The organism is Bradyrhizobium sp. USDA 3240, from assembly GCF_054063295.1.
In genome coordinates this window covers 5208911-5221864 of sequence record NZ_JBSSGD010000002.1, presented here as the reverse complement: position 1 = coordinate 5221864, position 12954 = coordinate 5208911, and the positions used below count along the sequence as shown (strand labels likewise).

Annotated in this window: 10 protein-coding genes and 2 pseudogenes; 7 read left to right on the top strand and 5 right to left on the bottom strand. The window is 55.9% G+C overall.

The features are described 5' to 3' along the window. Positions 1-806: 806 nt before the first annotated feature. The 3 genes from ACVIGA_RS25280 to ACVIGA_RS25270 all read right to left on the bottom strand — a co-directional run bounded on the left by ACVIGA_RS25280 (position 807) and on the right by ACVIGA_RS25270 (position 3847). Positions 807-2186: a hypothetical protein gene (locus tag ACVIGA_RS25280; protein ID WP_456668413.1), complete on the bottom strand. Its 1380-nt coding sequence runs from the start codon at positions 2184-2186 to the stop codon at positions 807-809. An 82-nt stretch (positions 2187-2268) separates the two neighbouring features. Next, positions 2269-3186 (bottom strand): N-6 DNA methylase, encoded by a 918-nt coding sequence (locus ACVIGA_RS25275; protein WP_456668412.1) that lies wholly within the window; start codon positions 3184-3186, stop codon positions 2269-2271. Then, positions 3167-3847: a hypothetical protein gene (locus ACVIGA_RS25270; protein WP_456668411.1), complete on the bottom strand. Its 681-nt coding sequence runs from the start codon at positions 3845-3847 to the stop codon at positions 3167-3169. The genes ACVIGA_RS25275 and ACVIGA_RS25270 overlap by 20 nt, the downstream gene beginning before the upstream one ends. Positions 3848-4090: 243 nt before the next feature. On the opposite strand from ACVIGA_RS25270, the pseudogene ACVIGA_RS25265 reads away from it, so the two are divergent. Further along, a pseudogene (locus ACVIGA_RS25265) lies at positions 4091-4321 on the top strand (hypothetical protein); the annotation flags it as partial. A 119-nt stretch (positions 4322-4440) separates the two neighbouring features. Here the strand turns inward: ACVIGA_RS25265 and ACVIGA_RS25260 are convergent. Further along, positions 4441-5738, bottom strand: a pseudogene (locus ACVIGA_RS25260) (IS5 family transposase). Positions 5739-6561: 823 nt separating this feature from the next. Between ACVIGA_RS25260 and ACVIGA_RS25255 the strand changes: the two are divergent. Then, positions 6562-6903 (top strand): nuclease-related domain-containing protein, encoded by a 342-nt coding sequence (locus ACVIGA_RS25255; protein ID WP_456668410.1) that lies wholly within the window; start codon positions 6562-6564, stop codon positions 6901-6903. After that, on the top strand, positions 6900-7784 hold the full coding sequence (locus ACVIGA_RS25250; RefSeq protein ID WP_456668409.1) for a hypothetical protein: 885 nt from the start codon (positions 6900-6902) through the stop codon (positions 7782-7784). Before ACVIGA_RS25255 ends, ACVIGA_RS25250 begins: the two co-directional genes overlap by 4 nt. On the opposite strand, the gene ACVIGA_RS25245 is transcribed toward ACVIGA_RS25250, so the two are convergent. Beyond that, positions 7759-8934 (bottom strand): type IV secretory system conjugative DNA transfer family protein, encoded by a 1176-nt coding sequence (locus tag ACVIGA_RS25245; protein ID WP_456668408.1) that lies wholly within the window; start codon positions 8932-8934, stop codon positions 7759-7761. The genes ACVIGA_RS25250 and ACVIGA_RS25245 overlap by 26 nt on opposite strands. A 211-nt stretch (positions 8935-9145) precedes the next feature. Between ACVIGA_RS25245 and ACVIGA_RS25240 the strand changes: the two genes are divergently transcribed. The 4 genes from ACVIGA_RS25240 to ACVIGA_RS25225 all read left to right on the top strand — a co-directional run bounded on the left by ACVIGA_RS25240 (position 9146) and on the right by ACVIGA_RS25225 (position 12902). Then, positions 9146-9391, top strand: a complete 246-nt coding sequence (locus ACVIGA_RS25240) for a hypothetical protein (protein ID WP_456668407.1) — start codon at positions 9146-9148, stop codon at positions 9389-9391. Between the two features lie 9 nt (positions 9392-9400). Beyond that, a complete protein-coding gene (locus ACVIGA_RS25235; RefSeq protein WP_456668406.1) occupies positions 9401-9724 on the top strand; it encodes a DUF3768 domain-containing protein in 324 nt (107 codons plus the stop codon). A 417-nt stretch (positions 9725-10141) separates the two neighbouring features. Continuing rightward, positions 10142-10405, top strand: a complete 264-nt coding sequence (locus tag ACVIGA_RS25230; RefSeq protein ID WP_456668405.1) for a hypothetical protein — start codon at positions 10142-10144, stop codon at positions 10403-10405. Beyond that, positions 10389-12902 (top strand): AAA family ATPase, encoded by a 2514-nt coding sequence (locus ACVIGA_RS25225; protein ID WP_456668404.1) that lies wholly within the window; start codon positions 10389-10391, stop codon positions 12900-12902. Before ACVIGA_RS25230 ends, ACVIGA_RS25225 begins: the two co-directional genes overlap by 17 nt. Positions 12903-12954 lie beyond the last annotated feature (52 nt).

Here is a 12954-nt window from a genome sequence, read left to right as displayed (position 1 = left end):
AAGGTCGGCTCGCACCGACGATCATGCAATTTCGGAGCCGTAGGCTGGCCCGTGCAAAAGCCATTCTGCCGAGGCTGGACGATGCGTTCATATTGGTGATCGCGAGAGCGATATCTATGAGCTGTTTTGCCTGGCCGAGGAGGTTGGAACACACTTTTTGGTGCGAACCTGTGTTGATCGGCTTGCCGGGGACGGCAATCATACAATTGCCGACGAAATGGACGAGGTTACGGTCGAAGGCCTACATCGGATCAAGGTCAAGGACGACAAAGGCGATCCGGATAAGCGCTTCTCGAAATTCGTTTCCGCAAGCTTCGAATTCTGCCGCCGATCGGTAAGCAGAAGAAATATCCCGCACTCACTCTGACCGTGATCCATGCTCAAGAGCGGGGAACGCCGAAGCGGCGAAAGAAGATCGAATGGTACGCGTTCGCTGACAGATCCTGAAATCAGGCTGCTTGATCATTTGTTGAAAGACAGGGGTGGCGATCGCTCTCGACGAGGCACGCTCTCGCACTATGTCGTCAAGATCGTGCGGCTCGGAGGATACTTGGCCCGAGCCAACGATCCGCCTCCAGGAAATACCGATCTGGCACGGACTATCACGGCTGACTGATATCGAACTGAGCCGCGATCGAGCCAAAGATTATGGGTAATTGAAAGTCCGGCTAAGCGCTTACGCAGAGGTGGCGCCTCCGCAATGGCAGTCGCGAAGCCGCTAATGCTCTGAACTCACTTCCGCTTCCAGCGGCATAGTGGACATGGCCGGATTTGCCAGCGGCTCGCCCGGTGGGAAAGACTAACCATTACATTAATTCGAATTGGAACTGGTCGTCTGACTCGATGGTCGGTTCTTCTTCATTGCAAGACCGCAGTTTTATGATCGGCTCTTCGGCTAATTCATTCCGCAGCGACGCTACGGATGGAATACCAAGGATCTTCGAAAACAAATCATCGATGTCGGCGCGGACTGGATCGGTTGCCATTTTAACAATTGTGTCTAGCTCACGTGCAGCGATCGAATCGTAAGCGCTGGCGACTTGGCGCAACTGTTTTGGGGCTAAGGCCAAAACATCTAAGACGGCCATATTCTCAATGGTCGGCTTTTTAAATTGAATCCACGCTCCCCTTGTTGGAACTCTATGAGCGAGCGACGCGAGCAGCCCCAGTGTTGAGTTAAGCCAAAGTGCCAGCGCTTTTTCACCAGCCTCATTCTCCTTACGAAGTCTCAGCGGCCACCAAACATTGGATAATGCCGGACGAGAGGTTCGCACCGCTAGCGTTCGCTGTGTATTGAGCCACGACCGCTCGGCAATCATGATCGTTCCTGCCCGTTGCCAAAGCGTGGCAACATCCCTTAATGGTCGCCCAGCCGCCGCGGTAGCTCTCGGCGACAGCCACTTGTTGGGGTCAACATTTATCGAACGAATTTCGTCGGCGGCATGTCCCATTAGGGCAGGATAGCGCGAGCGCGAGGTTGACACCGTGAATCCGTCTGCAATGTCGCGCCGATCTGGACCTAGCAACCCGATGTCGCTAATCTTGCTCACAGGGAATGGCACAGTGTCGTTGCGATCAGCGAAGTACAGCCGACCTTGGCGCATCATCCATGCGGTGCGGATTAAGTTTGTTTGGGCAAAAGCACCGCCAATCCAAGGCGCCTCCCTCACCTCACCCCACGGGATTTCTATCGTTTCCCCGTACTTTTCCGAGCCAACCACGATTTCCGAGACGCCGTGCTGAGGGTGTTCAGGAGTGCCAATGGGTGCCGCTGCTCCGCGAGAAATTTGCTCCCCGGCGGCCAGCGCGTGCGCGCTAGTTCTGGGATTACGCCACAAGTTAATAAATTGAGTGGGTTGAGCCGCAATCACCGCGTCCGTTTCGGTCTTTGGTTTTCGTTTGCGTGCGATGAGCATTACCTCGCTTAAGTCCGTGTTTTCAGAAAAATTCCATCGTTCCGGATCGTGGCTCACGATCACCGTTTCAAGAATATAGTTTCGATTAATCAGGTCGCGCGTCTTCCCCCAAGCTATACCGGCAGTGAGCGCCGCCGGCAGCACGAGGGAAAGTCTGCCACCCTCTTTGAGGTGCCTATCACCAACGGCCGCAAAAACGCTGCCCAAACCCGCGGTTGACGAGGCAGACAAGTTGGTGCTTTTGAGTCGGCGCGCTAATTCTGTCTGCATTCGGCCGCGCTGATCCGGCACAGACCCAAATAGAAGGTTTCCTCCGACGCTGCGAACAAACGGCGGATTCATTACACAGACGTCAAGCTCGGGAAGCGGCGCCACTGAATAGGTATCTTCGCTGCCTACCTGTGTCGCCCCCCCCGATTCCAGGACTCATCAGATCAAGCTGTGTCTGAATAGTATCGGATGAAACGTAATCTATACTTCCCAAATGCGTTTGCCCTGATTTCATCCTTCCCATGGGGAGTGAATAAAGGTGCATTTTATGAAAGGATGTCTCTGGGGCGAGCAATGCAAGGGTCGATGCCGTCAAGTGGACTGCCGACGGCAGAACATCGTACCCGTAGAGCATTTCCTCAATTATTAGCTTATGCAAATCAGTCAGAGACGCTTCATCAATTGCCTCACTGCGACTTGCGCGAAATTTTATTGAGTTGTCTGTCAGCGCTTGGCTTGCAGCCATCAAAAGCGTGCCGGTGCCACACGCCAAGTCCGCAATTTTGAAGTTGCTCAATGTATTGTTAGCGGACCAATCGACCTCCGGCCATCGATCCAAATCAAGCGTTAACTTGAGCAAGAGTGTCGCGGAGGGAACCGAAGTGTAATACGTCCCCAGATACTTGGCTTCAAGAAGTAGCAGGTGATAGATTCGCCCCATCAAGTCGTGTCGAAGAGCGGCCTTCTTGGAAACGATTTCTAGGGCCTTTTGAGCAAGGTGGCGGATTGACGAGTCCGTTTCGCGTTGAGACGGCAGTGATAGCAGAATGTCACGCGCCACCTTGAAAATCGGAACGTAGTTGATCTCATCGATGATCATCTGCCAATGGGTGGCAGTTGTCTCAATGAAATCCTTCTTCGTTAGAAGGGATCTGATCGGCCGCACTTTTTCTTCTAAACCAGAAAGCTGCTCCTGGAAGATGAATGCGTTCGCAAGCATCAACGCGGCCAACCTTGCCGTTGTGTCGCGGCGACGCTGCTCAAACGGAAGCTTCGACATTGCTCTTGCTCCCGATTCCGAGGACCTTGATGAGGCGATCGCACGCAGCCTTGTTATTGGAAAGTGCGCTTGCGACTTCCGACAAGCCGAGATTCAGCGTGTCTACTGCTTGCTGGAGAACATCGTCGCGGACGATGACATCATAGGCCCGCCGAAGTTCAGCCAATATGTCGTTGATACCGCCCTTGTGCCAAGCGGCCGCTCCAGCTTCGGTAAGGACCGCAAATTCTAGCCCGGCCGCACTCAACTCATCCGGCAGAGCGCTAAATGCAACCGTTCGAAGCCTCGCAGGATAAACGACGGCGATAGCGAGATGCGCGATCCCTTGCTCAACGCGGCTGCGAGCGTCTGCCAGAACAAGGTCGTTTGCGCGGGGAGTGTCAGCTATTTTACCTTCAATCGCGCAACGGAGTCCTCTGAAGACCGCGATGACGTCGGGGCGGGCACGCCCTTTGCGGATAATTGTTTCGGGGTCAGCTTCAACTCCTCGCCTGCCAAGACAGGTCGCGAGAACCGTATTAAGCACTTCTTCGCGATGCCGCTCCGCCATGCTCAAATCCCCCGAATCAAGTCTGATTCGCGAGAATCGCGCAGGTATAGTTAATGCATCGTTAAGTTGCCCCACCTTGATACCGTTTTCAGATTGGTGCCTTTCACTCATGACGCGTGGCCCTTTCGGGGCGTTGACGGGCATAAGGTGCGACCTGTACCGGCCTCACCGGGCCTGCCTTAGTGGCCGATTCCGATGGTGAAACACCGTAGTTTCCCGGAATCCAACAATGTCGTTGAAAACTCTAGTCTAACTCTTGCCGGGGCTAGATTTCATTCCGTACAAATTTCTCAGATTAAACCGGCAAGGGGCCGCGCGTGGAGCGGCCCCTTTCGATTCCAGTCAGTGGCCTGGCGTCGTGCGGCTGTCGAGCCCGTCATCGGCAACGTCAAGGCCGAGCACCGCATGGACCGCAACTATCTCAAACGCCGCGTCGGCGACCGCATCAACGCCGTCCTCGCCGCGGCCGGCTACAACTTCGGCCTGCTCCTGCGATGGCTCGCAGAACTCTTGCGGGCCTCGGATGGAATCGAAAGTGCTATCTACCAACAATTAGTGGAGCACGGATCTTTTCGCAGGTTATAAGCCGATTTGAACGATCGACTGAAATGTGGTCCAGGCCGCTCATTCACGACGAGAGCTGAGCAAAGATGCCCTATCGACGTCGTGGAAGTTGCAGAACAATTTCGCTATCTAGTCGTCGCTTAAGAAGCCGATTTGAGTGGTGTGCGGTGGCTGGTGACTGAGAAGAGGGCAGCCAGGAAGAGGTACTAAAGAGCCCTTAGCCAGGCGAGGATGCGGCGGAAGTTGTAGCCGGCCGCGGAGAGGATGACGTTGGCGGCATCGCCGGCGCGGCCTTTGAGGTAGCAGCGGCCGAGGTGTCCGTCAGCCTTCAAATGGCCGATCACGGGCTCGATAGCGGAGCGGCGCCGCAGCTGGCGCTTGATAGTGCCGAAGACGCCGCGCTTTTGGCCGGCAGATGAAGACGCGGCGCGGGTTCTTGCGTCATGGCCGCGGTATCCCTTGTCGACAAAGGCGCGCTCGATCGCGCAGCCGGTAAGTGTCTCGGTTCGGTCGATGACGTCCCGCAGGGTGTGACCGTCGTAAGGGTTATCGGGCAGCGCCTTGGCGTGCAGTACGAACTGGCCGCCGGGAGCCCGGCGGTTGTTGGTGACGATGGAGGCTTTGACACCGAACTCGTAAGGCGCGGCTGCTTTGCCCTTGCCGATGCACTCCACCTCCGGAGCATGGAAGGAATACAGCTTCCAGCCGCGCTGGCGCTGCTGCTGCGAGCGGATCTGGGAGGCCCGGCCAAGCGGGAGGGCGAAGGCGTTCTCCAGCACGGCCTGACCTTCGATCTTGCGACGGATGTCGCGGATGATCCGGCCCAGGCATGGGCGTAGCGTCCCGCCATCATCGCGGTGGCCTTGGCGATCCGAGAATAGGATTGCCGCAGCCGCACTCCGTGCTTCCTCGCTAGGCGGTTGAGCCCCTGGATCGCCGCATGCAGCAGCTTGGCATCGGTCGGAAAGGTGATGGCCTTCGGCTGCACCGTGGTGTCGACCGTGACCCGCTCAAGGTCCTTGCCGCGCAACGCGCCGACGTCGTGCGCCACCCGCAGGCTCTCGGCCAATAGCAGTTCCAGTCTGTCGCCGAGCCGCTTGCGCCAATGGCTCAGGTCCGAGCGCTCGTGCGGGAATGCGTGCTGGAAGAACTCTTCGCCAGTGAAGTACTGGAAATACGGGTCGTGGACCCAGCGTTCGCATACCCCCTCATCGGACAGAGCGTAAATGTGCTTGAGCAACAACAGCCCGATCACGAAGCGGGTCTCAATCCCCGGCCGGCCGTTCTCGCTGTAGAGCGGCGGGATCTCGCCGTCGATCCAGTCCCAATCGATCTTGCCGGTGAGCCGGACCAGCTCGTGCTTCAGATTGATGATCTGGTCGAGCCGCGCCCGGAAAAGATCGTTCGCTCCCGTCGTTTTGTGCTTCTTCGGCCGCATCGTGCCCTCCGATGCGGACAGGGAATCATGCTTCGCCCGTCGAGGGAATCTCGAAAACGAAATTGCAAGCTTCCGATGCCCAAAACACCAAAACCTTGCAATCTCAGAACGTCATTCCAGCCAAATTACGGTTCCAGATCAGTCGCCTGGAAGCTTCTTAACGGGCGACTATCTATGGACACATGATCATGACGCGGCCCGGCCAGCGCCTTTAGCTGCTTGCACCTCATCATCCGCTTTGGGCGCGGCAACATTGCTCAGTCCTACTCAACAACGGTGGTCATGAGCAAAGCCGCTCGCAACCGAGTCATCCATCAACCGAATCACCGCAATCGTGAGAGGCTGCACGCCCACGAGTTCGCAGCCGCATCAGCTTGCAAGAACATCTTGCAAGCTTCTTTCCCAACTCCCCAGTTGGCGGATGCGACCCAGCGTTAGGCTACATGCCGATTTATCACCTGAGCTCACTATGCGACCTAGGAGCGCATCACGATCTTCCTGGTCAAGAGCGGGCATATCGCGCAATAGACGGAATGCCATTTCCGTACCGCTGTTGCTCGCGTCATCAACTATCACCCTTACAAGCTTAGCTTTGGAACGTATGCCCAGCTCGTCTCAGTGCAAGAGCATGAAGTAGTAGGACAATTCAGGGTCTTTGCGAAAGACAATGCAATCGACAAGTTCAGCAACGTTCCGCTGTCTAATGCTGTCTGCGTGACCTTCCCATCCTGTTTTTTCCATAACGCAGTTGTAGTATAACACGCAGGGCAACACTTCTTGTCAGCAATCCTTGCTCTGTGGTCGGGGTGCGTCGGAGGGTAAGTTGGCTCATTTAGTTGAGATAAATGCAGCGCGAAGTGAGTCGGAACGTGCGGCTCAAATTTTCCTGGCCCAGCACTTACCTGAATCTTGGATCATCACTACGAACATCAAGGAACGTAATTTTTCAGGACGAAGAAAGCCCGAGATTGACAGCGTCGTTGTAAGCCCTTTGGGAATATTTATTCTCGATTTCAAGAACTTTCGTGGCTCGGTGACACCTATGACGAACCACGTATGGACTGGTCTCGAAGAGAATCTCTTTGATCAAGCCGACGACAATGTCTTTCCAGTAAAGGACCTAATCGAAAGACGAACAGGTGAAACTGTCTGGTCAACTCCATGATCGTTTTCACACATCAAGAAGGGGACTTGAATTGGCAAATGTCAGATGTTGTCGCGGATCAAAGACTCCGCGTTGCAAAGATAGGCGACGTCGAAGCGAGAATTCGCGATATTGCGTCGGGGAGAGGAACCCGGAACAAGCTAAGTTCATATATTGCACGCAAGTCGTTAGAGGCGCTTAAACCGGTCGACATTCCAGAGCAAGCTTTCGAGCACAAGGACTGGCAAAAGCTTTCGGCCACGTTCGCAACTCCGAACGTGGGGCGCGCACCGCAGCCGGGCCAGACGGCTTATGTCTCTCCCGTCCCCATCCGCAGAGCGGTGACTGGCCCACCTGTTTCAGTAACACGTGTACTCATTCTCGCCTCGGTTGCCTCTGGAATTTTCGGATATTGGTTTATCAATCTACCGCACGGATCACCAGCAAAACCCGCCCATAAATGCTCCCAAACAGTCGAGACCCTCTCCGCCACCTTCTGGATGGCCTCCCACTACCGCACCGAAACAGAAGACGGCAATGTTTTACCCACTGGGTGCACGAATCTATCCAGTTGCGAGTCCGGCTCCGATTCCTCTCGGCAGAGAACCGACGAATGGTTGGCAACTCTTCTCATGGCGGGGTGGTCAATGGAGGCTTCCACCACCATCGCCCAACAGCCACTACCATTACCTGTGCGACGTGAGTCAACGTCTGATGTGGTGCTCGTCAAATCCACCGAACAATTCTGCTCGCCCCTGTACCCGAAATTCAGACGGTCAGAAGGGATGGTGCTGGGAAGAATATCGATGATGTCATGTCGTCGTACTTCCGACTGTCTCTTTGATCTGCGACCGCCGCTCTCGAAGAGCGATTGGCTTAACAAGCTGTCGCCGCAAGCGTGACGGCACTGAAGGGTTTTGACGGCATGCCGTCGATCATGAGCTTGAGGTAGATGTGGTAGTTCGGCAGCTGCAAGAGATCCATCTCCTCGAATCTCTGATGGAATTCTCGGACTAGGTACGGAGTGTCCTCGGCACCGACTCGGAAGGATATGATGGAGCCGGCATTTCCCAAGATCGCGTGGCGCACGTCCGGATCGAGCTGGTGCAGGTATTGGTGGGCGACCGTGAAGCCGACGCGATATTTGCGTAACTCCGCGAACATGTTTGCCAAGGCCAGTGTCGTGAAGGTCTGGAACTCATCCACGTATACGAAGAAATCGTGCCGGTCGGAAGGCCGGAGTTCGGCTCTCGTGAGTGCTGCGAGCCCTATGGTCGTAACCAGCAATCCTCCCAAAAGTGATGCGCTATCTTCGCCGATCTGCCCTTTGGCCAGATTGACCAAAAGCACGTTGCCCTTGTCCATGATTTGGCGAATGTGGAGGTCGTGCTCGGGCGCGGTCAGCAGCCGGTTGAGCAGCGGATCCGAGAGGAAGGCCCCCACCTTGTTCTGAATAGGGGCAGTTCCGTCTGCCCGGTAGCCAAATGAAAAGCGATCGAATTCTTTCAGTAAGAAGGTGCGGACGGTCTCATTTTTTAGCGCGTGGGCGATCTCTTGTCTGAACGATCGCTCGGACAGGACGCGAAGGACATCATTCATTGTGGCGTTGGGCTGCTCTAAGAGAGCCATGAGGACATTGCGGAGGATGTGCTCCATGCGCACGCCCCAGGCATCGGGCCACATCTTCTTGAACACTTCCAACATCCCCGACGAGGCAAGCGCAATATAGCCCTCTCTAACGTGGCGAAGCGGGTTGTAGCCGTAGGGCTGTGTGGGATCGGGCACATTCAGATAGATAACATCGTCTCGGCGATTCGCTGGCACATGCGCGTTAATGCGCTCCACGAGATCGCCGTGTGGATCAATGAGGGCAAGACCACGGCCGTGTTCAAGGTCCTGCAGCGCCATCGTCTCCAGGAGCGTCGATTTCCCAGTCCCGGTTTTTCCGATGACGTAGATGTGCGAAAGGCGATCTTCGTTCTTGATCCCAACAAGGCGTTGATCACGACGAAAATCAATACGTGCAAAATGCGTAACATTATCTGTCGACATAGGTTGCAGCATCGTCGCGCATAGCTTGAGAGCACGCTAGGTGGGAGACGGTGCTAAAGTATCCCGAGATCGCTATGTGCCGCGCCGGCACAATCCCGTGTCTCCACGAATTTCTTGTTACCGGCGAACATGATTCAAGAGTTTGATCTTTCGACATCTCCTCGCAACCGAGCACCCGAATGGTTCGGATGCCCACAGCGAGGAGAACGATATGTCAACATTTGTTCTTTCCAATAAGGCAGTAAAGCTAATGAAGCTCTGCGATCTCAAAGGCTTTGAAAGCCTCGACGATCTTCTTTTATTAGCAGCTCTCACGGACAGTGTGTGTCCCGCCATCTGCATGACGGAGGGATGCGACTACACGGCGGACATGGAACCCGACCAAGACGAGGGGTTCTGCGAGGCGTGTGGCGGCAACACCGTCACATCGGCGCTTGTACTCGCCGGTCTCATTTGAGGTGCGGCCATGAGTAAGAACCGCATTCGCGAACTCAACGACACCTTCCGCCGCACATTCCGCGGCGGCAGGGTCATGATGACATCAGGCGTTTACGAACTGCCCGACTGTGTGAAGGCCGAGGCGCTCGTTCAAGTGGCGAAGTTCTCGGAATTTACAGCGGACAATGATGCGCATGACGAACACGACTTCGGGAGCTTCGACCTGGTGGGACGCAAGTTCTTTTGGAAGATCGACTACTACGACAAGGATCTGCTGAACGGTTCGGAAGATCCTAGCGACCCTGAACGCACGACGCGTGTGCTCACGCTCATGCTTGCCGGGGAGTACTGATGCCGTCCAAAAGGGTAACCTTCGATCCCGAAGGGCCACTGTGGGATATCCTCAATGGTGAACGCTACCCCACTTGGTCTTGTCCTTTCTGCAACGTTGAATTTGACGAACAGAGCAGCGGGGGAGTGGCGTGGGTCTCAAAGCATGGCATGTTGTGTTGCTCCGAGATTTGCGCCGGCTTCACGTACCTCGTCAGTAGCTGATTAGTTCTCTGTTCTTTCCAGCCCCGCCACTGGCGGGGCCTTTTTTCGTAAGGGAGCCGGGGTGCGGTTCAGCGCCTCGGCTCCGACGCCTGCGCACGGTTGTGATTGCCACATCTATCGCGCTTGGGTAATGTACGCTTATGGCTAAAGTACCGATTCTCCCGCTCCGCTTTTCCCGTTCCAGTTGTTCCTGGTAAGCTGCAAGAGCTTCCGGGTGCGTCCGGCAGCACGGACCAATCCTTCAAATCATTTTGGAATTATGTCTGAAGACATTTTGGATGATCAAGCCGCATCAGAGGAAGAGTCCGCGCAGTCCAACTTGGAACGTTTGCGCACTCATCTAAAGTCGGATGGACTAGCGCGAGCTCTGCTTGATGCTTGGGCGATAGGCGATCAACAATCCGCCAAGGCCCGGTTGCGGCATATCGTCGACGAGCGCTTTAAAATTAAGAAATCTGGCAATGACGCAGCGGATTAGAAGAATAGAAATTCAGGGCTTTCGGGGTTTCGGCACCAGTCCTCAGTCGATCACGTTGCCCGATACCGTGGCGGCGATATGGGGCGGCAACAGCCAAGGCAAAACGAGCCTTGCCGAGGCCATAGAGTTCCTTCTGACAGGCCAGATCGCGCGGCGCGACCTCCTTGCCAGCGCAAAGGACGAATTTTCACAATCGCTGCGCAACGCTCACATATCCCCGAGTGTACCTGTCTACGTCGGAGCGGAGCTCACGTGTGCCGATGGCAAAATTCGGAAGCTCCGGCGCACGTTGACGAGTGACTATGATGGCAACGCGGCATCTACCAGCAGGCTTGAGCTTGATGCTAAGCCCTGCCCGGAAGCCGACATCGAGGATCAGATAGGCATCCGGCTTCAGCATCCGCCGTTGCGGGCGCCCGTACTTGCGCAACATACGCTTGGCTACGTCTTTACCGCATCGCCGACGGACCGCGCTGCTTATTTTCGGGCCGTTCTCGATACGCAAGATCTGGAGGACTTCCGTTCGGCAGTCGCCAGCCTTTCCTCCGAACTTGACCCGCCGGATATCAGCCTGATCGCCGAGCTCGATACTCTCGGCAATATTGGGGGCCTTGCGAACGACGTAAGGGCGATGCGGGGCGCGGCGACACAGGCCGAATTTGAGCAAGCGCTTGCCACGGCAGTCGAAACACTGCTTACCTCAATAGGGGTTACTGCGGCCTCTTCTCGGGTCGAACGCGTCGACCAGCTTGCGCAAGCTTTGGAGAGCCGTCGCAAGCTCGCATTCCCACTTGACCTGTTCACACGCAAGCCGTTCCCAACGATCGATCGTCTTGATGGGCAGCTCACGGAGCAGATCGAAACTTTTCAAAAGGAGCGCGATGCGATCGCGGAGGAAACGCGCCGCCTCGTGGCTCTCTTTGAAAACGCGTTGGCAGTCCCGGCCATTCACGATTGCAAGGCTCCAATAGATTGTCCGCTGTGCGGATCAGCCGCAAGCCTAACGCCAGAACGAGTCACTCACATCCGGAAGCAGGTCGAAGCCAACCAAAGCTATCAGGACGCAGAACGGACGTTGTCCACGGGGCTCAGCTCCGTGGACGCGAAGATACAAGCCCTTATTCGAGGGGCGGAACAGGCTATACCGAAATTCAGGCAGATAACTAGCGCCGAGCGCCGGCAGCAAGGCTTTCGCGTCGAGCGCATCTCAGCGCTAGCAGCCAATCCGATAGGGACGAAAGCGTGGCTGCTCGCCTCGGGGAAGCTCTGGCGGGACACCCAGAAGTTTCAGCGCGCCTGCGAAGTCGTTCGCGAGTGCATCAAAGCGGCGCTCGCCGATCTTGGCAGTTGGAAGAACGCTCATTCGCTTGTGGACGGGCTCAGTCGTCTTGAACAGATGCACACGGATCTTGATGCCGCTCACTCAGAGTATGCAGCCGCTGCTCAACCGCTTGCGCAAGCAATAAAACCGGCGGTTGATCAAAGTGCTCAAACGAGGGGCTGGGAGGAACTACTGCTCTTTGCGACCGATCCGGCACCGTTGTTCGAAGCCCTACAGCTCTTTCGATTGCATGCGGAAAAAGTTGCGGCCATTGGGCAGGCGGTAAAAGAAATCGATGTCGCGAACGGAAAAGTCGCGGATGAGAAATTCGGCGATCTGAGTGATGACGTTATGGATTGGTGGGAGAGACTCCGCCCTGGCGAACCGACGTTCTTCAGCTCGGTGCGCAGGCGAAGCGCTAAAGCCCGCCGCACCATCGATCTCAAGGTCGCGTTGTCCGCGAATGATGATCGTAGCAACCCGCAGTTCCGGGACGCGGTAGCGGTGTTCAGTCAGTCGCAACTGCACTGCTTAGGTCTTTCGTTGTTTCTGGCCCGTGCGATCGATAGCGGGGCGGGATTCGTGCTGCTGGACGATCCGGTTCTCACGAGCGACGACGACTTCCGACCAAATTTCGCTTCGAGTGTGATTGAGGCACTGTTGGATGCCGGCATTCAGGTCATCGTACTTACGCAGGATTACTCGACGTGGAAGGATATCGGTCACCGGTGGCATCATCGCGGCGCGGCCCAGTTCCAATTGGTGCGCGATAATGCGGTCGCCGGAACAGAAGTGCGCAGCCAGGATGATGATTTGGCAACTATGCTGGTACAGGCGCAACCATTCATCCTTTCTCAGGACGCCAACCAGCGGCAGGAGGGCGCAGCCAGACTGCGCCGAGCAATCGAGCGCTTCTGCAAAGAGCTTCTCGTCAAGTCGCGGCACGTCAATGGCGACAATACTGCAATGATCTCTGAATATGACGGAAAGAACTACGGAGATTTTAGTGCTCAAGCGCTTGCGCTGCTCACGCAGGACCCTGCTCACAAAGGCAAGCTGACAGCGGCGTACAATTATGTGACACCGGGCCCGCATGACGATACGCCTCCCTCAAGCACCCAACTCAAAGTTGCCGCAGGAGATTTGAAAAGGCTCAAAAAGGATTATCTGGGATAGGAACGTTTTTGAGGAACGGAACTGGGCTTCTTGTCTTCCGTACACGCCAAGT

What these genes read in the sequence shown, in the direction of transcription:
- ACVIGA_RS25270 (WP_456668411.1), bottom strand. Translation starts at nt 3,847, where the DNA reads ATGAGTGAAAGGCACCAATCTGAAAACGGTATCAAGGTGGGGCAACTT.
- ACVIGA_RS25275 (WP_456668412.1), bottom strand. Translation starts at nt 3,186, where the DNA reads ATGTCGAAGCTTCCGTTTGAGCAGCGTCGCCGCGACACAACGGCAAGG.
- ACVIGA_RS25245 (WP_456668408.1), bottom strand. Translation starts at nt 8,934, where the DNA reads ATGTCGACAGATAATGTTACGCATTTTGCACGTATTGATTTTCGTCGT.
- ACVIGA_RS25280 (WP_456668413.1), bottom strand. Translation starts at nt 2,186, where the DNA reads ATGCAGACAGAATTAGCGCGCCGACTCAAAAGCACCAACTTGTCTGCC.
- ACVIGA_RS25235 (WP_456668406.1), top strand. Translation starts at nt 9,401, where the DNA reads ATGAGTAAGAACCGCATTCGCGAACTCAACGACACCTTCCGCCGCACA.
- ACVIGA_RS25250 (WP_456668409.1), top strand. Translation starts at nt 6,900, where the DNA reads ATGATCGTTTTCACACATCAAGAAGGGGACTTGAATTGGCAAATGTCA.
- ACVIGA_RS25240 (WP_456668407.1), top strand. Translation starts at nt 9,146, where the DNA reads ATGTCAACATTTGTTCTTTCCAATAAGGCAGTAAAGCTAATGAAGCTC.
- ACVIGA_RS25225 (WP_456668404.1), top strand. Translation starts at nt 10,389, where the DNA reads ATGACGCAGCGGATTAGAAGAATAGAAATTCAGGGCTTTCGGGGTTTC.